Origin of the sequence: Candidatus Chlorohelix sp. (assembly GCF_037138995.1) — a bacterium.
GTDB lineage: Bacteria > Chloroflexota > Chloroflexia > Chloroheliales > Chloroheliaceae > Chlorohelix.
This window is the reverse complement of sequence record NZ_JBAXHI010000045.1, coordinates 1-21,820: the sequence shown is the minus strand read 5'-3', so window position 1 is coordinate 21,820 and position 21,820 is coordinate 1. Positions and strand designations below refer to the sequence as shown.

Below are 21,820 nucleotides of genomic sequence, written 5' to 3'. Positions count from 1 at the left end.
CTTATGGAACATGAGTTGTTAAATATAGCTACAAAAAACTTTACAGTGACCCAGCCAATACCGACTAGCAGCCCAATTCTTAATTATGAATCTGAAAAGAAGAAAAGCTTTCAATTCCGACAGTTTTTCATCAAAGTTGTTTCGGTTGCTACACCCTTGTTATTGCTGGGTTTCTGGGAAATATTGAGCAATCTGAAAATTATTGACGTTCGTTTCTTTCCGGCTCCTTCCGCTATTTTCAGCAAGCTTTGGGATTTGTTTCAGTCTGGCGAGATATGGGACCACCTCTGGGCAAGTATCGGAAGAACGGTTTACGGTTATATCTGGGGCGTAGTGCCGGGTGTAATAATCGGTATTGTGATGGGTATCTCGCCTATAGTTCGGGCAGCGATACAGCCCCTTATCGATGCGACCTTTCCCATTCCCAAGATTGCAATATTCCCACTTTTCTTAATCATATTTGGCATTGGAGATGGTTCTAAAATTGCGATTATCGCCGTAGCAGTTTTCTATATAGTTTTGATTAACACTGTTTCAGGGGTAGCCAATATTCCGTCAATCTATATTGATGTGGGGCAGAACTACCGGTCAAGCCGCTGGTTATTTTTTAGAGACATAGCCCTTCCCGGAGCTTTACCGTTTATCTTCGCTGGCTTAAAACTGGCTATGGGTATTGCTTTAATAGTTCTCGTATCTGCCGAGTTTGTAGGGGCTAGGTCGGGTTTAGGCTACCTAGTTTGGAGTTCGTGGTCAGTTCTGCTTGTAGAAGATATGTATGCAGGTTTACTGATTATAGCCGTTCTTGGACTTTTATCTACTTATGCCTTGAATTATATCGAACGGGTGGTTATACCGTGGAAACGCTAGAAGGACAGATTGAAGGAGTAGTTATGACCGATTTAGCCCAAGCTATATTTTCTGGGAAATTTGAACAACAACCCAACCTAGTAGCTAAAGTGGCTACGCACCCTTGCTATAGTGGGGAAGCTCATAATAAATTTGGCAGAATTCACGTGCCGGTAGCCAAGAAATGCAATATCCAGTGTGGTTATTGTGTTCGCAAGTTTGATTGCCCAAATGAAAACCGACCCGGCGTTACTACCAAAGTGATTTCGCCAGATGTGGCGATGTCCACCATTGGTGAAGCCTTAGCACTTGAGCCGAGACTTAAAGTTTTAGGTATTGCCGGTCCCGGTGATCCGCTGGCTAATGATGCCACTATTGAAACTCTATTGAAAACTAAAGAACTCTTTCCTGAGCTAATCCTTTGTACCTCAACCAATGGTCTGATGCTGCCCGAAAAAATTGAAGAATTAGATAGGGCGGGTGTAATTGCTTTAACCATCACCATTAACGCGGTAGATCCAGAAATAGGCGCGAAAATTTACACCCACGTCAGGTATAAGGGTATAACCTATAAGGGTCGGGAAGCCTTCGAAATTTTGAGCAGAAATCAGCTCGAAGGTTTGCGGGAAGCAGTTAAAAGAAGCATGGTAGTTAAAGTGAACTCGGTTTTAATTCCGGGAGTTAACGACCGACATTTGGCTAGAGTTGCCCGCGTTGTAAAAGAATTGGGAGCGCACGTGATGAATATCATGCCCCTAATTCCACAGGGAAAATTCAAAGATACTATCCCCCCAACCCCTGAAGAATTAAACAGGGTAAGAGATCAATGTGACCGCATTCTCAAGCAATTCCGAAATTGTAACCAGTGCCGAGCGGATGCCATAGGGGTACCGGGTGAAGAAGGCTGCGGCTCAGTTACAACCACAAAGAGTTGCGAAGCCAAGTTTTTGAAGTCCTAAACTTTTGAAATAAGTTAAAGCAGGAAAAACCTATTGGGGCAATAGTAATTCTCTGAGTAAAAAGCTTGTATATATGATCCATATAATGGAAGCAACTCAGGCTACAACCTCAGAATTAATTAACACAGCTATTTATAACCCGGTTAATATCAGTGTTTTAGTAACAGTACAACCTACAACGAAGGAGTAATATGTCTAAGAAAATTAAGCAGATTGCCATTTACGGCAAAGGTGGTATAGGCAAGTCAACTACCACCTCAAACATTAGCGCGGCGCTTTCAACATTTGGTTATAAAGTGATGCAGTTTGGTTGCGACCCAAAAGCAGATTCTACGAACACCTTGCGGGGCGGAAACTATATCCCCACTATCCTAGATACTCTTCGGGAGAAGCTCAAGGTAAAAACAAACGAAGTAGTTTATGAGGGTTTCAACGGAGTATATTGCGTAGAAGCTGGTGGTCCTGCGCCGGGTGTCGGATGCGCTGGTCGCGGTATCATAACTGCTGTGGAGCTAATGAAGCAATTAAACGTTTTCAAGGAACTCGATATAGACATCGTTATTTATGATGTTTTGGGTGACGTTGTTTGCGGCGGTTTTGCAGTCCCCATTCGCGAAGGAATCGCCGAGCATGTCTTTACGGTTTCCTCAGCAGATTTTATGGCAGTATATGCCGCTAACAACCTGTTTAAAGGTATCCAAAAATACTCCAATTCTGGTGGAGGGCTGTTGGGAGGTGTCATAGCTAACTCTATTAATGTGGGCTATTCGAAAGAGATTATAGATGATTTCGTAAGCAGAACTAGCACTCAAGTTGTCGAATATGTGCCACGTTCCGTGACGGTAACCCAAAGCGAATTGCAGGGTAAAACTACAATAGAGGCTGCTCCTAAATCTGCTCAGGCGGATATTTATCGTAGTTTGGCTTCTAAAATATATAACCATACTGAATCGAAAGTACCTACTCCCTTGGATACTCAGGAACTACGCGAGTGGGCTTCGAAATGGGGAGATCAGTTGTTAGCAATTGAAGCTGGCGAGGTTCGCAGCGTGGCTGCTAGTATTTAATTGTGTAAGAAGCATCCATTATTTTAAGCAGGAAGGCAAGGTATTCATTAATGCCACAGTTTAAAGAAGAGAAACTGGACTTAGATTCCAAGACAAGTCCTAAAAGAGAAGACCGCTTGGGTACAATTAAGAATTATGCGGGAAGCCTCAGCGATTTGGTGGAAGACTATAAATCTGGAAAAGGGCTAGAATGGCGCAACCGCACGTTCGAGCAATCGGGAGGCTGCCTTTTAACTCAAACAGTAATGCGACTTGTCACTATCCGAGATTCGATTCTTATCATTCACGGACCAGTGGGTTGCTCCCAAGGAACAAACGGTTATCGGGAAATGTTTCAGAAAATCCCATTAGCCTTAGGCAAACCCCAAGAGTTTGAACTAGCGGTATTAAGCAGCAATCTTTCAGAGAGTGACATCGTTTTTGGCGGCGAGAAAAAGCTCAGGCAAGCTATTATCGAAGCAAATGCACGCTACAATCCCAAGTCTATCATAATTGCCACTTCTTGCGCTTCCGGCGTGATGGGTGATGATATAGAAGGGGTAGTGGATTCTATTCAACCAGAAATTCAAGCCTCTCTGGTTCCAGTCCATTGCGAAGGTTTCCGTTCCAAGATTAACCAGACTGCCTTTGATGCCTCTTCGCATGCTATCGTTAAGTATCTGGTTAAACCGCCTAAAAAGAAACAGAAGGACTTGGTCAATATCATCGCGCCTTTTAGCGTTACTTGGGCGGACAGGGTGGAAATCAATCGACTGTTTGCAAAAGTCGGTCTGAGAGCCAACTATGTACCGGATTTTGCAACTACTGAAGAACTTGAAACTATGTCTGAAGCAGCGGTAACCGCTCCAACCTGCGCCTCTTATGGCGAATATTTGCAAAGAGCTTTGTTTGAAAAATTTGGAGTACCCTATTTTAGGGAACCGGGACCGCTTGGTTTGCAAAATACGGCAGATTGGTTTAGGGAAATCGCAAAGCATACGGGCAAGGAAAAAGAGATTGAAGCTCTAATTGAGGAAGAGATTTCCATCGTTACCCCGCTATTGGAAGAGTTGAAAAAGAACTTGAAAGCCAGTATGAATGGCAAAGAAGCAAGCATTTTTGTGGCGGCAGGGCAATTAAGAATTGCATTCATCCCTCGCTTAGCAGCAGAACTGGGAATAAAAGTTGCGGCGATAAGTTCTAGGGAAATAGACCCCTATATTGTGGAGGATTTGGTAAAAGTCCATGAGGAATTGGGAGATTTTGAAGTTCACTCTTCTGACGAACAACCTTTTGAACACAGCCATATGCTAAACCGCTTAAAACCGGATCTTTATACGGGCTGCCCATTTATGGGAGTTTACAAAAGAGAGGGTAGCCAGGTAAGAAACCATTCCTTCCGTTCTGATTTTTCCATACCAGCAAACCAATTTGTATTTCGGGGTATTTTGAACTACGGCTATATCGTACAGCGATCCCTTCAAAATCAATCCCTGACCAGAACACTCCATGCCAAAACTCCGAGTCCCTACAAAAGTTGGTGGTATGAGCAACCCGATGCCCTAGCCTATTCAAAAGCCTTATAGGGATAAAAAGAGAGGGATAAATAATGGCCAATATTTCATTGGTTAAAAAAGAAGACCTGACAGAGCAGCCATCTGACCAAAGATGTCTGGAGGCTCCCAAGTACACCTGTTCTCTGGGTGGTGCCTTGGCAGTCATTACCAATATAAATCGGATAATCCCAATCATCCACGCTGGGGCAGGTTGTGGACAGAACCAGTTACTTTCTTTCAGGATGGCTGGGGGGCTTCAAGGTATCGGTTATATCAGTGGGGTTAACGCTCCATCTACAAACATGTCAGAGAATGAAGTGGTTTTTGGTGGAGAAACCAGACTGAGAGATCAGGTCAGAGCCACGCTTGACTTGATTGATGGGGATGCCTACTTTGTGGTAGCTGGGTGTATATCTAACATGATTGGCGATGATATAGATTCGGTTGCTAGGGAATTCGCAGAGGAACCAACACCAGTGTTAGCCGTTAACGCCAGCGGGTTCTCAGGAAATTCCAATACCGGGTATGAGCTGGTCTTTGAAACCTTTATCCGCAAGTTGGTTAAACCAAAGCCAAAAGTAAAAGGTTTGGTTAATATTCTAGGCATTGTACCCTATCAGGATGTTTTTTGGCGCGGTAATCTACGGGCTATCAAAGAAGCTCTGCAAAAACTCGGGCTAAAAGTGAATCAGTTTGTAGGGGATGCGAGCGGACTTGAAGGCATAAAAAATATTTCGGCGGCGGAACTGTCCATAGTAATTTCGCCTTGGGTGGGCGTAAAGACCGCCAAACTTATTGAGGAAAAATTTGATGTGCCTTATGTCACTTTCCCCTTCTTGCCTTCAGGTCCTATAGATACGAGTGCTTTTGTAAGAGCAGTTGCTCAAAAGCTAAAGATACCAAAGGCAAAATATGAGAAGCTAATTGCCGAAGAAGAAGCAGAGGCTTACAATGACTTGAATATAGCTGGGGATAGCTGTGCTCAATTTGGTCCCGCCTTGCCCTTTAACATAATAGCAGGTGCGTCCACGGCAGTAGGTATAACCCGTTACCTAACAAAGTTGGCGGGCTTTACTGCAACCCAAGTCATAATAAATGATGACCCACCTGAGGAAGTCCGGGAGGAGATAATTAAAAACCTCCAAGATGTTGGTGGATTGCCTCCAAAGGTAGTGTTTGAAATAGATTCTTGGGAAATAAGGCAGCATCTGAAAAAATCAAATTTCAGGTTACTACTGGCAACTTCTCAGGAGCGTTTCTTGGCAGAATCAGAGGGCAAGATATTTCTAAACGTAAGTTTTCCAGCAAACAGTCGTCTAGTGGTGCGAGAGACCTATGCCGGTTATGGTGGCGGAGTGGCAATAATTGAGCATGTCTTAAGCAAGTTTATCGTGCCATAAATGCGGCTTTTTTAATCCATAGCTCGAATAAAAAGTGGGATTTTCTAAGGGGACACCCACATAGGCTACTCCTCTAGAAAATCCCAGTTCCTGAAATCTATGAAATATTTATCCTTAAGGGAGGATTGCTTTGTCGAAAATAGCAGTAGGAAGTAGTGATGGCGTTAACATTACAGAGCATTTTGGTAAGGCGCAGGAGTTCCTGATTTATGAGGTGAATCAGGAAGGCGATTATCAGCTTTTGGAAACAAGAAGAAACGATTTCCACCAAGCAAATAAGCAAGACTCCAGTAAACAGCACAATAGAATATATATTATAGCCGAGCTACTGTACGATGTTGAGGTCGTTTTGGTAAGCCAAATAGGTCCAGAAGCAGTAAGCACTTTACAGGAAAAAGGAATAAAAGCGATACCTTTATCCTTACCCATTGATAAAGCCTTAAAAAGTTATGCTAAAAGGGGAAAGTTACTGGAAAATCCGTTCCCTTTTTCAACAACTCAGCCTAGCCACGAACATGGTCAGCACCCTCATAATGGTACGGGTCCCCGCTCAAAGAACCAATAAGTGTTGTATTCGCAAGAAATCCACCAAGATTCTCCGAATTAGATATAAGGACATGAAAAATGCTTAAAAAAACGCAACTAATTACCGAAGCTACTCAGGTCCGAGTGCCTATAAGGATATTGTCTATTGTGACATTGGGAATTTTGCTTTGCCCCCTCAACTCTTCAATGATTTCTGTCGCAATAACCAAAATCAGCGGGAATTTTGAAGTGAATCTCCCAACCACAACTTGGCTCATTTCCGGCTTTTATATCGGGACTGTAGTTTGCCAACCTCTGATGGGAAGACTGGCGGATCTATTTGGACCGCGTCGCATCTTTTGTGCAGGGATGATACTGGTTTTCATTTCTGGTTCAATTGCGCCTTTTGTACCGTCTTTCAGCTTGGTGTTCGATTAATAATTGAGAAATATTAGGATCTGCGTAAAATTTAGTGGTGAAAAATCAAAGGGCAGACAGCGGTGGTCAAATTAGCTATGACGTTTTCGCACCTAAAACCATGAGCTTCAACAAATCAAAGATTGCTTTCCCATAGACAGAGAGTCCGACCACTCCCTAAAATCAAATGAAATAGGGTAAAATAACGCCCCTTACTTTACTAATATACGAAAAAGGCTCCCTTTTTTCTTTCTTTTCGCTTTACCACTAAATTTTATGCAAATTCTGATATTTCTCAATTATTAATCGAACACCGATTTCACTATATCCCGATCAGTGCGCTATCCAATGTAACTATTTCAGCATATATGATTCTACCGGGCGCATTTTGGAAGGATCGATTCAATCTACCGCCTGTGCCAGAAGATGTTCCGTAATCGGTTGAGATAAATTCTCGCTCTGTAATTAACAGCCGATATTGCCCAGGTTTGGGGTGATTGGTAAAGGTAAAGCTACCAGACCAGATACTCAGGTTAGGTTGATTAGAGTCCGGTCCGTTTTTTTCAATTGTAACTGCAACCGTTGTAGAATTTACCAGCACCCAATCCAGATCACCTGAACCGGACTTCTGTTGTACTTCTACTGTCACCGAGGTAGGGTGGTCAGGTGGAAGGATAAACGGGTTGATATATTTGGGTTGAGGTCCACGTGGCGCAGGTCCGGTTACTGTCAAGCGAATCTTACGCGGGTGATAAGGGTCAGCGGTAATGGTGGCAGCGCGATAGGGTGTAAGCTGTACAAAATCTGCTAAGACTACCCGCGAAAGCTTGGCATCGGGTAGTGCATAGGGTTGGTAGCGGCACAATGCCAAACGCACAAAAGGGTTGTAGGAATCGGCATTGAGCGTCAGGTCGCAATAATAAAGGTTGCGCGGTTTATCAAATTTTACCGGAAAACCCACTACATCTACCAAACCATGCCTGCCAGCAGCATTAAGCGGGGTATTCTCCTCAAGCGTCAGACCCTCTTCATGGAACTGCCAGCCTTCAAAAGAGCTATAGTAAGGGGTATCATATAGCGAACCCGTATCCCAGAGTGGGTCACTGCCCCATTGGGTAACAAAACGCTTCCATTGTTCTCGGTTCTTCAGACTGTCTCCACTATCGATAGAATTGTTATCGGAGGAATTATATAATACTGCTCCCAGCAATTCATCGTCACCGGAAGAGTACCAAGGACGTTCAAAATAAACCCTGATACCGCCACCATACCGTACACTGCGTTTTAGATTTGTCTCAGTCTGCCGCTCCCAGCCGAAAGTCGGGATAGCATAGCGCACAGATGGCGATAAAGGTCGGGCTGACGCAGGTATTTCCACCGTTACCGTTTCACTGCTACGAGTAAAATCCAGATTCTGATTCTGTGGAAAATATTCACGATAGCGCGAAGTTGCCACTGCTTTGTAAGTTACACGCCTGTGTTTGGTGTCTCCAAAATGATGGCAAGGTGCGGCGGTTGAGTCAAGGGTTTTACCTTCAGTTACGCGCCCTAGCGTTTCACCACCAGCGACAAAGCAAACCAAATTCTCGGCAGGGTCAAAGTAGCCAACAAAACGTCCAGAATTATCTATAAAAGCTTCTTGAAGGTTTGGCAATGGCAGCGCATCCACATAATCACTGCGTTGTTTGCGCGAGGGTACTTCAGTAGGGTCATCAAAAGGCTCACTCCATTCCGCCAGCAAATCAACCTTTGCGGTGGATTGTCCGTGTACCTTTAACGCGCCAACTAGAAAAGCTTCCGGCGCGCCGAGTTTTCGCATAGCCTGGATGGGATACAACTCCAAATCTGCCTGATTATCCAGCGTAAATTTCAGGGACATAGGTATCAAATCTTTGTAAAGGGCGGGCGGAATTACATCCAAAGCAGTGAATTCAGGTTGTCCGATAGGCTGTTGTACTGCATTTACCAATTCAAGCAGTTTCGGTGGATTCAGCATCCAATGACCGCCTTCCACCGAACGCTGTAAAATATGTGCCAGTTTATCCTGAAGACCGGATGTATAGAAAAATTGGTTTTCCGCTTCTCTGGTAGCCTCGATATATTCTCTCAGCCATTGCCACACCCCCATCAATTTGAGATCTGCGGCAGTCATGTAGCTACTCAAAGGTATAATATTATTCGCGGCTTTAGGCAAATAGACCGTAAGTACACGCTGCGCCGGATTCCAGTGTGCGCCCTCAGTTCCTTCTTCCAGCGCTAACCGGAAAGGTTTTGCTTCTGTAAAATCTTTTTCGCCTTCAAAACTAACCAGCGTAGCCGAGCCGGGGCGCGGATTGGGGTCGGAAAGGGGCGTGTAGTTGACTGCTCCTGCCGAGCCGGTAGCTTTCCCTAGTGTACCTGAACGGCTGCCAGGTAAATCTCGAAAGGCAGCACCTCTGGAAAGTGGTTCGGGTAGGTAAGGTACTCCCGTAAGTCGTGAATCAGGTTCAACTGGCACAGTTTCAGGTTGGTTGGTTTCAGGATTTATCAAAGTGGGTAATGGTTCGCGCTTGAACTGGCTCTTTTGCTCATCATCCCTGTCGGCGATAAGCTGGTAGGTAGCCAAATCGCCTTTAAGCTTTCCAGTCGCATCATCGAATTTACCATGCCGTTCGGCTATCTCCACCGAGGTACGGGGTGGCGCAATGTGCCGGTCATTGGCGGTAAGGTCGGGCGATGCGCTATCTTTGGATGGATTATCGTTGAAGGTGCGTATAACAATTCGCTCAGCGCTTGAACCGGGCAGCGTCAACGCTTCAATCTGGCGTGGTATTACCACTGGCGGTTCTACCGGCTCGTAGCGCAAATAAGCAAAGCCTTCGGGGTCGCGTGGAATCCCCAAATCTGGGGAAATCAGCGGTAGCACAGGGTCGTCCAGTTCCAGACTTCTACCCGATAAATCCACCACCCTGGCTCTGAGGCGATAACAACGCCCAAAGCGCAGGCTGGGGAGTGAACCTTTAACCACCTTAAATTTTGCCACTAATTTAAAGGGAGTGACCGGTTGGTTTGGGCGATCATCCTCCGGTAAATCGTTTATATTATCAGGGGGTATGGCTTTAGCAGGGTCAGGATTGCGGGTCAAGCCCTTTTCAGGGCGTGGAGCGCTTAGACTCCAGCCATTCCAACGCGCTATCGCTTCCGAAATATATAAATCATCGGTTGCAACTTTACCCGCGCTATCTTTAGGGGGTTGTCCGACAGCAAGACGGGTGTAACCCTCTTTATCGGTTAGATTTACCTCTATTTCATTCACCGTGTATGTTTCATCACGGCGGTGGAGTGAGTGCCATTTGCCGTTCGTAACATCGAATATATCCAGCCGATAGCCACGAACTAGGTCTTCTACAAAAAAAGGTTCCGGCTGTGGTTGATTTGCTTCATATTTCTGGTTGGTCTGTTTGGTTTTATCGAATGAGGCTAATAATTTTATAGCGCGAAGATCAGCCAATAGCGCCATCCCGCCTGAGCGCAATGAGGGTAACGTATTGGTAGCATCAAAAATTTCAGGGTGCTGAGCGGGTTGGGCTGCATCTGCCGATTCAGAAAGAATAATCATTTTATGCAAAGCAGAATCTACTTCTACCTGTCCGATTACATATTCCTCCGGTTTCAGGTTCAGTAGCCCAAGCATCTCGAAGCTATTGAGTCCACCTCGCGGGGCAGTAAAGAAAAGATGTTGATTCTGAACGAAAGGAAAATGGTAATAAGCGGTGTACTGAGGAGGGCGATCTGCCAATTGCAACGTGAATCGTTCAGGGAAGTTAGCGTTGAAATTAACCTTTGCTACTCCGATTTTTCCCGGTTGTGTCCCTCCGGTTTGCGCTACGAAGTCAATCGGAAGTGTTACATCGACAGCCAGACCCAATAATCTAAGCAAATCCGGATATGAACTGAGCGCAGCGATTACTTTGTGGAAATCTAGCACTTGCTCGGCATCTTTTTTCGTTAGGTCGGGTGTTTTTTCCAAATCGGGCTGAGGCATATGGTGGAATACGGCAAATTGTTCTGCCACATATTTATGCAGCGATTTAGAGTCAGTTGTACCGGGCTGCGGTAATTGCGTGGCATCCGGCAAACCATCCGCCCCAACCTTAGCGTTTTGTGATACTAACCCCACACCCACCGAAAGCCTACCCCCATCTTTGAGCCGTAAGAATAAATTTCTTTGTAGCCTGCGCCATTTATCCCGCAATTCCCGACTTTTTTTATCATCCCAATTAATCTGAAGCCCCTCTAGATAGCGTGAAATATTCCGACCTTGTCGCTCCTGATTGCCCTCCCTTGGCAAAGCTAACTCTACCCCCGCTTGTTGGTAAATTCCTTTTATAGCGGTAAGCGCCAATCGTGAGGGATAGGATGGCACAAAGCTATCGCTCAAATCCTCGAAGGTAAAAGGGATAACCGGGGTATTCTCCTTAAAAAGCGCATGCCATAAATCAGGGCGCAGTGGAGCGGTATCAATTGGAACCGACAAGGTTTTACCGGCACACTCAAATACCAATTCCATACCGCTATCTTTTAAAAGCTGCGTCCAGTTTAGCATAAGTGGGTAAGTTCCCAACACCGTGCTATCTCCGACTAAGCGGGGAGATAGCAGTGCCGAAACCGGCAAATCAAGCCCTTTATGTAAAACACCCTGCGGTAGAGTGGTAAAAATTAATTCAATTCTATCAGCCATTCGTTCTTACTCACTTTCAGTATTTCTAGGCGAAGGCATCTGTGTAATCCTGCCACATAGCGGGTTCGCTTACCAGCATCTTGAAATCCGGGTCGCCACCATTACTGCCAAACTTGCGCTCAACCGTTACTTCAACGCTTACACTGAAAAATAAAATTGAAACCTCAATTTTGAGAATAGCCCTTCCTAAACATTTCCCGGTATTGATGTCATAGCGAAAGCCAAGATACAGTTCAATTGAAACCGAAACAATACCTAGCACCGAAAGCTCGCCGCCCATACGGAGATAACCTTCCAGAAAAGCCGAGGTTTTGCCATCGCTCTGTTTCTGGATTTTGATATAAATCCCAGCCATTACATGAACACTGCCGGAAGCAACACCAATGTCCAGCCCAACGCTAGCTCCAAACTCAAGCGCCACTTCAAGCTGCTGCATGCCTTCGGTGTCTAGCTCAAGATGTACAAAACCTCCTCCTCCAAAAAGGGATACGGTCAACAGGAAGGGTTTCTCGCGAGAAGCAAAATCAAATAGAATGGTGGGCTTGCCATCGAAGAAGGGTAGTAATAATCCGGCAGTAAAGCTCAGATTTTTGAGAGTGAAAACGGCAACGCTAACAGGGGGTAACGCAATATTGTAGCTGAGCTTGATACCGGTAGCGCTAATATCTAAACTAGGACCATCCCCTAACGCTCCTTTAGGAATCAATTCACTCAGCTTTTTGATAAAATCAAGCCCACCCTTAAATTCAGGGGGACCTTTCAGTTTTGCTGATACATCCGGCTTCTGCCCATTCTTGTTCTCAAAACTGAATTCGGTAAAGCTCAGTTCAATAGATTCAAATATCTCTAGATTGAAATCAGACAGTTTGCCGGAAAATAGGGAAGTAGACGCCCCGGTGATGGGCTTTTCAATTTCGGCGTGAATCTCCAAGCCATCTGCTTTATTCGGTTTGAAAGATACTGCTGTGAACTCGAAAGGCTTTATCTCTGGAGTCCAGTCCAACGTTACTACAAAAGTGCCATCGGGCTTTTGATGGGTACGCACTTTAGGGCTTTTATCGCTGGTTTTCCCCCCTAACAAGATGTTTATTAGGTCAAGCGCCCCGAACAATTTCGGAATCTTGCTGCCGCTTAAATCCTTGAAATAATCCGCCGGGTCGAAATCATCATTTTCAGCTTTTTGGGGAGAGCCAGCTTGCGCTCCATAGCGACGGGTAAGGCTGGTTAGCTTCTGGTTTGGAGTGCTGATACCACCTCCCTTATCTGCTCCGAAAATTATTTCAAGAGGCTGCTCCAGATCGGTAAAAGGTTTAACCAGTCGTGCAAAAACCCCAGCATTTGCGTCCAGTCCTACTGGGCTGGTCAGGTAGTTTTGGTAATATTTGATACTGACCGACTGATTTCCTCCCAATATTTGCTCATAAGAAGCTAGGCGCACATCTGCTTGATGCAGGAAGGGCAGAAAGCCACCAAATTCCTCTTTCAGGCTGGCTGCCTCTGCTACATTGAAATAGAGGGCAGAAGTATCAAGGGTAGTGTTATCTGTATTCAAAGCTTGGTCGCGTGGCGCATAGGTTAGTTTTTGCCCAAACAACTTTATCTGGGTACGGTTGGGATGTGCTTGTACATACTGGTCGCGAGCCGGTTTATAGTCGCCGGTGCGCCGGATAAATATCAGCGGTGTGTTAAATTCGGCTGAATTTTCGCTTATATCTTCTGTCACTATGTGAAATTGGAAATCAGTGCCATGCTCATTTTCAATAATCCAGAAAGCTTCATCGGTAATTTTAGCCGGGTATGTATCGTAAGGCTTGATGGTAGGAGTAACCAACGTGGTAATTTTAGCCTTCTTTAGTGGCATTTCATACCCTTTGTGCGGGTAAGGTTGTCCGGTGTAAACCTTCTCTGGTTCACGCACTATTATATAATCGTATTGGCGTAGAAGTGCTACTACACTGCCGTTATTTGTTTTCTCAAAGCGACGCTCCGTTACTTTTACCAGCGAAGCGCGGTGCCCGAATGGGAAAAGATGCCCCGCATACACCACTCGCACATAGTGGTCACGACCTTGGCTAGTCTTATGCACCCACTCCATCAAATCAAATTCGTCTTTAACCGGACGCACAAACACCCCATCCTGTGCCAACGCTTCAAATATTGCCGAATCAAATAGGGTAAAGGCACTTTTGGCTTTAACCAGTGTCACCTCTTCTACAAACTTGTGAATTGTCTCGCGCTGCTGCAACTGACCGTAATCCCAAACTCCTCGCGATTTCAGCCAGCCACCTAACGCTGTTAGCATTAACTGCTCGGCATAAAAGGGTGTGGGCGGGATGGGTGGAGCTTTAAATTTGTTGAAATTATGATAATCCGAAGTTAAAGCAACGATTTGATGACGGTCATTAGGGTTAAGAGCAGACCGTCCCAGATCAGAATCCTGATCATTTTTGCCAGGCGGATCAAACGGTTTAAAATCTGGAGACCAGATAGCCCGCAAAGGGACTTGCTGTTGGGGTGATAATTCGGGACTTTCACTCTTTTTCAGCGGTACTTTCCCCAGCCGGGTATGCCACAGTTCAGTGCGCCCCTCACTTGTAACAGGTTTTTTGGAGTGCCGCCAAGTAACACTATTTCCCGGCGAAATAAAGAGTCTTGATGGTAGCTCAATGGCAGTTTCAAGTGCAGTGGGCTGAGTTACGCTAGGCGCTTGTTGTATTTCCTGCTGAGACGGTGCAGGAGGAAGTGCCGCTAAAGTTGAAACTATCAGTTCATACTTTGACCAGTCCAACAAGCTTTCCAGTGACAGGGTAATGTCATGCACTTGAGGTGGAACCTGAAAAACTAAACGACTTGCTCCGGCAATATGCGCCTTGGGACGGGTAAAATTCTCTGGGGGCGGCTCCGGATTGGGGCGCGTGAGCTTAATGTTGGGAGGCAAATCTTCTTGACTGCCTGTTTCATAAAAAGCGGTCTCTACAATACTTTGCGGCGGGAATATATAGACCAGATAAGTTTTGGCATCTGGATTAATACGTGTCAGAATCGAAACCCGCCGATTCTTTACAACCTTCAGGTTGTAGCCGTGCACTATAAGATGTAACAGGTCATCAGGTCGGATCAATTCATGCACGAAACTTGGAGAGGGAGACAATTTTGGGCGAAGTATTTCGGAGAGCCCGGCTAACTCAAAAAGATTATTTCGGGCTACTAGTTGCTCCGAGACAATGCGCCGCTTCAACTCGTCAGGTTCATTCATTGCTTTTTCTCACCTGCGAATATTTAAATTGATTAGAATATAATTTCTTGCGGATAGTCGAACAATAAAAGTAGGTTTTAGATGATTGTGTTACGAAAAGAAACCGTTCATTTAAGTTAGCATACTAAACGTCACTTTGCAATAGACAATGTGTTCAGGGCAGGGTTTATGCGTTTAGCTAAAACTTTTCATGAAGACTAAAGCAACCGTAACTAGGTAGCAAGAGAGACAAGCTCAAAGCAAACGTCTCAAAGCTGGTATCTATTTCCAAACGCATTTTCCCTGCACCCATTACGACATAGACTTGTTTTTTTTGGCTTCTACAAAGCTAAAAAGCTCATCTAGGTGTTCGATTAATAATTGAGAAATATCAGAATCTGCGTAAAATTTAGTGGTAACGCGGGAAATAGAACAATGAAACCCTTTTTCGTATATTAGTAAAATAAAGGCATTGTTTCACCCTATTCCACTTGATTTTAGTGAGTGGTCGAAATCCCTGTTTAGGAGAGAGCAAGCTTTAATTTGTTGAAGCTCATGGTTTTAGATGCGGAAGCGGCATAGCTAATTTGACCACCGCTGTCTAACTTTTTATATTGAATCACAGAATTTTACGCAGAGCCTGCTATTTCTCAATTATTAATCTAATACCTTAACCAGCAACCATTGTCTGTTTTCGTCAAGGGAAGATTTGACCGTGCTATTTATTTCCCTTTCTTGGGCAGCCAGTTTTCGAGGGTTTGGCGCAGCGTTTCCAGCTTCACCGGCTTGCTGAGATATTCGTCCATACCCGCGTCTAAGCAGCGTTTCCGTTCTTCCGGCATAGCATTGGCGGTCAAGGCTACGATGGGTATCCTCCCCATCCCAGCTTTCTCTAATCGCCGGATGTGTGCTGTCGCAGTATAACCGTCCATCACTGGCATCTGACAATCCATTAGAATCAAGCTATAACCTCCTTTTGCAAAAGCTTCCAGGGTTTCCTGACCGTTCCACACAATCCGGCAAGCATACCCCAGTTTGGTCAACTGGGTCTTTATTAAATGCTGGTTGAGTGGATGATCTTCCGCCACAAGCACCACGATACCCGATTTTAGCGGCTGAGTTTGTATCCGTCTGCGTCCTGCTTTCCCCTCCTCTAGCAGACGAACTTTCCTTTCTGAAAGTGCTCGCTCAATTGTCTCCAACAACTGCGCTTTTTTGAGAGGCTTGGTCAAATAGGCTGAAAATTCGGCACGTAGAGCCTGCTCAGTCTGACCACGTTCGTCGAAAGCCGTTAGCATAATTAGAGGGAGATTCTCCAATGCAGGGTTTTTTTGGATGGCACGCGCTAGCGCAAAGCCGTCTATATCAGGCAAAACCAGATCCACAATAGCTAGGTCAAACGGCTTTTTTGAAACGGCTTCCTGTAAAAGGGTTAGCGCCTCTTGCCCGCTAACAGCCCCCTGACTTTGGATGCCACACGATTCCAAATATTGCCGAATAATTTGTTGGTGGGAAGGCAGGTCATCTACCACCAAAACCAAAGAACCGCTTAAATCTAACTCTGGAACTAATAATTTAACTGAAGATGTAGCATCAAATTTGAACCGGGCGCTAAACCAGAAGATTGAGCCTTTGCCAGGAGCACTTTCCACTCCTATTTCCCCACCCATATGTTCTACCAAGCGTTTGCAGATGGCAAGCCCAAGCCCGGTTCCACCATATTTGCGGGTGGTTGAACCATCCGCTTGAGAAAAAGACTGGAACAAACGCAGGGACTCGGTTTCAGATATCCCTATACCAGTGTCTGAAATCGAAAAGTGCAAAAGTGCTGTGCTATTGTCGATGGATTCTGCGCGTACCTTTACTAGGATTTCTCCCTGTGAGGTGAATTTTATGGCGTTGCTGATTAAGTTTAGCAATATCTGGCGCAACCTGACAGGATCACCGATTACTCGCTCCGGTACATTCGGGTCAACAAAAGTCAGCAGCGAAAGGTTCTTTTTGCGAGCAAGCGGGGCGAGCGTCTCGGCGGCGTTTTCGACCAATTCCAAGGTGGGCAGGGGTATTTCCTCCAAAACCAGCTTACCGGCTTCTATTTTGGAATAGTCCAGAATATCGTTGATGATAGTGAGCAAGTTTTGGGCGGAGTCTTGGATTATCTCAGCAAACTCGCGCTGTTCTTCCTCCAGTGGCGTTTCCAGCAGCAGTTCCGTTACCCCAATAATGCTGTTCATGGGGGTACGGATTTCATGGCTCATGGTGGCAAGAAATTCTGATTTTAGGCGATTGGCTTCTAAAGCCTCATCACGGACTTGAGCCAGCGCTTCCTCCATTTTTCGCCGCTCGGTGATGTCGCGAGTTACAGAGATGATATTGAGCAATTCCCCAGTAGTGGGGTCGGTGATGTAATGCATGCTGACTTCCACCCAAAGATACTGCCCGTTTTTACAGCGTTGACGGTAGGTTATTAAAACCTCTTTGTTTTGCTCCTGCCAACTTGGGCGTAGTTGTAGGAACTGAGCTTGATCATCGGAATGGACAAATTCTAAGAGAGGATGACCCACCAATTCTTCGGGAGTAAAGCCGATGAATTTCTGGCAAGCGGGAGAGACATACTCGAAAATTCTTTCAGGCGAAAGGCGGGTAATTGTGTCAGTGCTGTTCTCAGCTAGGAAACGATACCGCTCCTCGCTCTCACGCAAGGCTTCTTCCGCCAGACGCTGTTCGTGAACATCGCGGAGTGTGCCAGAAGTGCCTATCACCGTATCGTGTGCATCGAGCGTTAAACGGGCATATACTTCAAGCCAGCGTGGTGTGCCTACCTTGGTCAGATAGCGAATGGTATGGCGACAATATTCTTTCTTTCGCTCGATCAGGGGTGTAAATAACTCTAGATTGCGCTGACGATCTTCGGGATACACATAATTGAGGAAATTCTGACCAAGACTTTCTTCTACTGAAAAGCCTGTTACTTCCATCCAAGCTGGATTTAGAAAAGACCAAAGACCCTCGGCATCGGTCTGGAAAACCACTTCTTTAATATTATTTACCACCGAGCGGAAGCTGTTTTCGCTTTCACGCAAGGCTTCTTCCGCCTGCTTACGTTTGGTGATATCATTCATCATCGTTAGCAAATGACTTTCACCGTCCAAATCCATTAGCTCGGTAGAGGCAAGGCAGTCGAAAACCTCACCATCCGGTTTCCGGATTTTTATCTCCAAATCTCTAACGTAGCCTTGCTCTTGAAGTTGACGAAGCATCTTTTCCCGGTCGCTCTCTCTCGACCAAAGACCCATCTCAGTGGAGGTTCGCCCTATCATTTCCTCACGACTACAACCCAATAGTCTTAAAACGCTGTCGTTGACCTCCCGATAACGCCCATCCCCTATGGTGGAAATAGCCATTGCTATCGGGCTTGCCTCAAAAATCTTGGCGAAGCGTTGCCCTGCCTGGGTCCCCGCTACCGGGTTGGGGATAGTGCGTAGGTAGATTGCTAGACCTTCCGGGGAAGGAATAAGGTAAAATTGAAGCCACCCTGCAAGGAGAGGATGAAACCACGCAAAGTCAAGCGGCTCTCCTGTTTCTACCGCTTTATGGAATTGCGTGAAAACAGCGGTTTCCACTAAATCTGGATACTCTTCCCATATATTCTTGCCTACCAGTTGGGGCTGTTCTTTAGGAAAGAAAGGCTCGGCTTGGCGTGCAATGTAGGAAATAGCCCAATCCGGGTTCAATGCAAAAAAGGCATTGGCGATAATACTCGCATCGTTGTCTGAACGGAATTTGGTGGTTTGCTTGTTTGGTTTATTCATTTTTCGACCTTAACAACTCATGGTTCGCGCATATGAAAAGGAGAAAGAAAGATTCATTCCACACTGGGAGTACAGAATTGCTTAAAAATGAACGTTGCTCCCCACTTGGCGCTAAGTTTATTGTGCTAGTCAAAGGCTTTATACTGAAATGGGCAATTGCCTTATACACATTTTCACAAAGAGCTTTTAACTTTGTCAAATTAACCTCTCCAAAGTGGAAAATAGAATTTCTATGCCTCCAAAAAAATGCGCGAACCATGAGTTATAACTTAGTATAAATGCTTAGAACGTATCATCCTAATAATACACCCCACTTTAGTGTTTCGCCCTAGTTTTTTGGACATCAACCTGGGGTAAACCCAACATAGCTGTAATAATGGGCAAAGTAATAGTTTGTTCTAATAATGGGCGGTTAGTTCTAAAACAGAACACCCTTGCTGTTATTGCCAGTTTGCCTTTATCAGATCGGAAAGCGTCCAGTTACCGGTAAGCTCTTGGGGACTATGCCCCCCCTCAAGCCGCCTCATTTATAGGAGCGGTTATTTTGGACCCCCATTGCTGGAAGATAGGGCAGGGATTACGGCAGTGGGTACGTTGCCAATCAATTGTCTGATATGCCGGTTTCATTGTTAAAAATCCTCCGGCTTTTTTTTGCGGTCTAGCGCTTCTCTAGGTCTGTCTCGATAGACTATTAAAAAGTCGCAATGCTCGACTTCCTCCCCGTTTGCTCGGATTAGTGAATCCATCGGGTAGTTTTCGCCGGGCAGATATGGGCGTATATAACTTTCAGCCTCCGGGTTTTTCTCGAAATATGTCCTATCATATTCCCTAGCAATTTGCATAAGACGCTGAAAGCGCGGCGGTATTTTATCCCATTCCATCGTGGTTGTCCTATAAAGGGCGCTTTGGGTTAACTATGATACCTAATAGCCCTTCGGTTTTGTTGTAAGCGATTTCAAACCGTTCAATCAAAGCTCGGTCTTCTGCTTTCATTCTTCTCCCTCGCCCATGCGGTACTTGATGTCGTAGTTGATGATGAAGTCCAGTTCTTCGTCCGTGAAGCCTATTTTAGACACGCTTATTTATAGGGCGGTTTCGCCTGCTAATTGCAAAATATCGGCATAAAAAGCGGGGCTGACCCAAAAACCGGCTTTTGACATCAGTTCATCCAGTACGGGCTTCACCATCAGGTAGATACCACCTTCGATAAATTCGTGTTTATCGGTCGAGTTTTCTTCTAGGCGCAGATATTCTTCGGGGGTATAGCGATAGCTGGCAGGCTGAGCCATTTTTCCCTCCTAGAGTTTAAGAGCTATATTCCACTCTTGGTAATTATACCAGTTGTTGCTACCGCTAATAAGATTGTTCGGTTTACTTACAATGCGCTTAACTGTCGGGGGATAATAGTGCGTTCAATTTCCAGCCCTTCTGCTTGCTCGGCAAGGCGCAATTCGTAATTCTTCTGTAAATTTATCCAGAATTCGGCGCTGGTACCAAACCACCGCGCTAATCTCAAGGCGGTATCCGCTGTGATAGAACGCTTACCGCTTAATATTTGGGTGATGCGGTTGGCGGGTACTTGCAATGAGCGGGCAAGTTCTGCCCCGCTAATGCCCAATTCCTTCAATTCATCTGCCAGTATCTCGCCCGGATGAATGGGGGGTCTTGCCATACTTCAGCCTCCTCAATGGTAATCAACAATTTCGATATTGCAGGGGTGTGGCTCACCATCAAGCCATTCAAAACAGATACGCCATTGCTGATTAATCCGAATACTGAATTGCCCGTTGCGATTGCCGCCTAATGCCTCGAAATGATTGCCCGGCAATTTCATCAGGTCATGCTTACTGATTGCGCTTTCCAAAATGTCGAGCCGCTTAAACGCTTGCCGCTCGAATGGCTGAAACTCTCGTACTCTTTCGCCGTTTGCGAATTGGGCGGTGCGCTTGTCGCGGTACTTCGGAGGTTCAGGTTTCAATGGTTGACTCCTCTACCTAGCATATAATATTTTCACATGCAATACGCGATACGTCAAGCGTATGATTGGTGAGGTGTTGGTAACCACTATCATAGCTGCCCCAAAGCCCCCTGAAGTAATTACAGCTTCTCAGGGTCTATCCCCAACTCCCGCAGTTTAGCCCACGCTGCCTCTTTCTCTGCTCGTTCCACCTCTTTCTCCATCCGCTCTCTCTCGGCGCGTTGGTACTCAGCCATCCGCCCGTCCCGCTCCATTTGCTTTTCAGCTTCCTCCGATTCCCCTTTGGTCAGACGCATCGCCCCATTGCCGTCGTACAAACGCAAATACCCCCCATCCGCTACCAGCCAGCTTTCCAACTCCTCGCTCCACATTCGCCCTTGCTCATCGGGCTTTATCGTTACCGCTTGCTTGTCTGTTCCGTACCGCCAGCCCAACAATCGCTTCCCTATTCGCTTCGGGTATATTCTAGGCTCGTTGGGGTCGTAGGCGAAATATTCTTTTACCCCCATCAACCCATAAGAGCGCGGCTTCTTGTCCGGTTGAATATCACCTGTATAGGTGCTACCTGAGCTTACTTCTATCACCAACGCCGGTGGCTGACGTTTACCCCTTCGCATATCCCAACTGCTTAGTCGCTCTTGTTCCTCCACTCCTAACTCTATTCCCTTGAACAAGGCTATGTCTGGCACGATTAGTTGCTCCGAGTTCTCTATCTCATCGTGGTAGTGATTGAAGTTCCCCGCCACCATCCACCGCTCTAACCGGTACAAGTGCCGCAGCACCGATTTCAGGTAGTCTATCAGCACCTCTTGTGGGCGGCTTTCCCCCATCTTGTCTTCCTCTATCAGATACTCATCCGGGAAAAGCTCTCTGACATCCAGTTGGGCTGCCAGCGATTGCTCTAGCCGGGCTTGGTCTAATTTGTGGACGCTCATAACTTCTTATCCTACTTCCTGTTACAGCTTCTCAGGGTCTATTCCCAACTCCCGCAGCTTTGCCCACGCTGCTTCTTTCTCCGCCCGTTCTCGTTCGGCACGTTGATGTTCGGCTTCTTTCTCTGTCCGTTCTCTCTCAGCGCGTTGGAACTCCGCCAGCCGCCCTTCCCGCTCCATTTGCTTTTCGGCTTCCTCCGCCAGTCGCATTACCCGCTCCGCCAACCGACCTTCCCGCTCCGCTTCCCCTTTGGTCAGACGCATTGCACCATTGCGGTCGTACAGGCGCAGGAATAGCCCGTCCGCTGCCAGCCAACTTTCCAACTCCTCGCTCCACAATCGCCCCTGTTCATCCGGCTCTATCGGCGCTGCCTCGCCCTCATCAGTGTAGCGC

The 21,820-nt window shown here is 46.1% G+C and carries 16 protein-coding genes; 7 read left to right on the top strand and 9 right to left on the bottom strand.

The features are described 5' to 3' along the window. Window positions 1-3 precede the first annotated feature (3 nt). From WCK19_RS15845 to WCK19_RS15815, 7 genes are all read left to right on the top strand, one after another. Window positions 4-867, top strand: coding sequence for an ABC transporter permease (locus WCK19_RS15845; protein WP_342398370.1), 864 nt, complete (start codon window positions 4-6; stop codon window positions 865-867). After that, window positions 855-1,805, top strand: a complete 951-nt coding sequence (locus WCK19_RS15840) for a radical SAM protein (RefSeq protein ID WP_342398369.1) — start codon at window positions 855-857, stop codon at window positions 1,803-1,805. The genes WCK19_RS15845 and WCK19_RS15840 overlap by 13 nt, the downstream gene beginning before the upstream one ends. A 191-nt stretch (window positions 1,806-1,996) precedes the next feature. Then, on the top strand, window positions 1,997-2,872 hold the full coding sequence (gene nifH / locus WCK19_RS15835; RefSeq protein ID WP_342398368.1) for a nitrogenase iron protein: 876 nt from the start codon (window positions 1,997-1,999) through the stop codon (window positions 2,870-2,872). Between the two features lie 50 nt (window positions 2,873-2,922). Continuing rightward, entirely contained in the window at window positions 2,923-4,437 is a 1,515-nt protein-coding gene (locus WCK19_RS15830; RefSeq protein ID WP_342398367.1) for a nitrogenase component 1, read from the top strand. Between the two features lie 23 nt (window positions 4,438-4,460). Next, entirely contained in the window at window positions 4,461-5,807 is a 1,347-nt protein-coding gene (locus WCK19_RS15825) for a nitrogenase component 1 (RefSeq protein ID WP_342398366.1), read from the top strand. Between the two features lie 130 nt (window positions 5,808-5,937). Continuing rightward, entirely contained in the window at window positions 5,938-6,372 is a 435-nt protein-coding gene (locus tag WCK19_RS15820; RefSeq protein ID WP_342398365.1) for a NifB/NifX family molybdenum-iron cluster-binding protein, read from the top strand. A gap of 128 nt (window positions 6,373-6,500) precedes the next feature. Then, entirely contained in the window at window positions 6,501-6,770 is a 270-nt protein-coding gene (locus WCK19_RS15815) for an MFS transporter (protein WP_342398364.1), read from the top strand. Between the two features lie 301 nt (window positions 6,771-7,071). On the opposite strand, the gene WCK19_RS15810 is transcribed toward WCK19_RS15815, so the two are convergent. The 9 genes from WCK19_RS15810 to WCK19_RS15770 form a co-directional block, all read right to left on the bottom strand. Further along, window positions 7,072-11,469, bottom strand: a complete 4,398-nt coding sequence (locus WCK19_RS15810) for a hypothetical protein (protein WP_342398363.1) — start codon at window positions 11,467-11,469, stop codon at window positions 7,072-7,074. A 25-nt stretch (window positions 11,470-11,494) separates the two neighbouring features. Beyond that, entirely contained in the window at window positions 11,495-14,725 is a 3,231-nt protein-coding gene (locus tag WCK19_RS15805; protein ID WP_342398362.1) for a hypothetical protein, read from the bottom strand. Between the two features lie 701 nt (window positions 14,726-15,426). Continuing rightward, complete coding sequence (locus tag WCK19_RS15800; RefSeq protein ID WP_342398361.1) at window positions 15,427-18,516, bottom strand: PAS domain S-box protein; 3,090 nt, start codon at window positions 18,514-18,516, stop codon at window positions 15,427-15,429. Window positions 18,517-19,145: 629 nt separating this feature from the next. After that, window positions 19,146-19,397: a hypothetical protein gene (locus WCK19_RS15795; RefSeq protein WP_342398360.1), complete on the bottom strand. Its 252-nt coding sequence runs from the start codon at window positions 19,395-19,397 to the stop codon at window positions 19,146-19,148. A gap of 201 nt (window positions 19,398-19,598) precedes the next feature. Beyond that, on the bottom strand, window positions 19,599-19,805 hold the full coding sequence (locus tag WCK19_RS15790; protein ID WP_342398359.1) for a DUF3368 domain-containing protein: 207 nt from the start codon (window positions 19,803-19,805) through the stop codon (window positions 19,599-19,601). An 86-nt stretch (window positions 19,806-19,891) separates the two neighbouring features. After that, the gene (locus tag WCK19_RS15785) at window positions 19,892-20,188 is read right to left on the bottom strand and encodes a HigA family addiction module antitoxin (RefSeq protein WP_342398358.1); all 297 of its coding nucleotides are present in this window, start codon (window positions 20,186-20,188) and stop codon (window positions 19,892-19,894) included. Window positions 20,189-20,200: 12 nt separating this feature from the next. After that, on the bottom strand, window positions 20,201-20,494 hold the full coding sequence (locus tag WCK19_RS15780) for a type II toxin-antitoxin system RelE/ParE family toxin (protein WP_342398357.1): 294 nt from the start codon (window positions 20,492-20,494) through the stop codon (window positions 20,201-20,203). Window positions 20,495-20,613: 119 nt separating this feature from the next. Next, on the bottom strand, window positions 20,614-21,429 hold the full coding sequence (locus WCK19_RS15775) for a Uma2 family endonuclease (protein ID WP_342398356.1): 816 nt from the start codon (window positions 21,427-21,429) through the stop codon (window positions 20,614-20,616). A 21-nt stretch (window positions 21,430-21,450) separates the two neighbouring features. Further along, the coding region (locus WCK19_RS15770) for a hypothetical protein (RefSeq protein WP_342398355.1) at window positions 21,451-21,820 on the bottom strand (370 nt) is incomplete at its 5' end.

Bases quoted from the DNA above. Each gene is read 5' to 3' on its own strand.
- WCK19_RS15845 (WP_342398370.1), top strand. From the start codon at position 4: ATGGAACATGAGTTGTTAAATATAGCTACAAAAAACTTTACAGTGACC.
- nifH (WP_342398368.1), top strand. From the start codon at position 1,997: ATGTCTAAGAAAATTAAGCAGATTGCCATTTACGGCAAAGGTGGTATA.
- WCK19_RS15830 (WP_342398367.1), top strand. From the start codon at position 2,923: ATGCCACAGTTTAAAGAAGAGAAACTGGACTTAGATTCCAAGACAAGT.
- WCK19_RS15825 (WP_342398366.1), top strand. From the start codon at position 4,461: ATGGCCAATATTTCATTGGTTAAAAAAGAAGACCTGACAGAGCAGCCA.
- WCK19_RS15810 (WP_342398363.1), bottom strand. From the start codon at position 11,469: ATGGCTGATAGAATTGAATTAATTTTTACCACTCTACCGCAGGGTGTT.
- WCK19_RS15805 (WP_342398362.1), bottom strand. From the start codon at position 14,725: ATGAATGAACCTGACGAGTTGAAGCGGCGCATTGTCTCGGAGCAACTA.
- WCK19_RS15800 (WP_342398361.1), bottom strand. From the start codon at position 18,516: ATGAATAAACCAAACAAGCAAACCACCAAATTCCGTTCAGACAACGAT.
- WCK19_RS15795 (WP_342398360.1), bottom strand. From the start codon at position 19,397: ATGGAATGGGATAAAATACCGCCGCGCTTTCAGCGTCTTATGCAAATT.
- WCK19_RS15790 (WP_342398359.1), bottom strand. From the start codon at position 19,805: ATGGCTCAGCCTGCCAGCTATCGCTATACCCCCGAAGAATATCTGCGC.
- WCK19_RS15785 (WP_342398358.1), bottom strand. From the start codon at position 20,188: ATGGCAAGACCCCCCATTCATCCGGGCGAGATACTGGCAGATGAATTG.
- WCK19_RS15775 (WP_342398356.1), bottom strand. From the start codon at position 21,429: ATGAGCGTCCACAAATTAGACCAAGCCCGGCTAGAGCAATCGCTGGCA.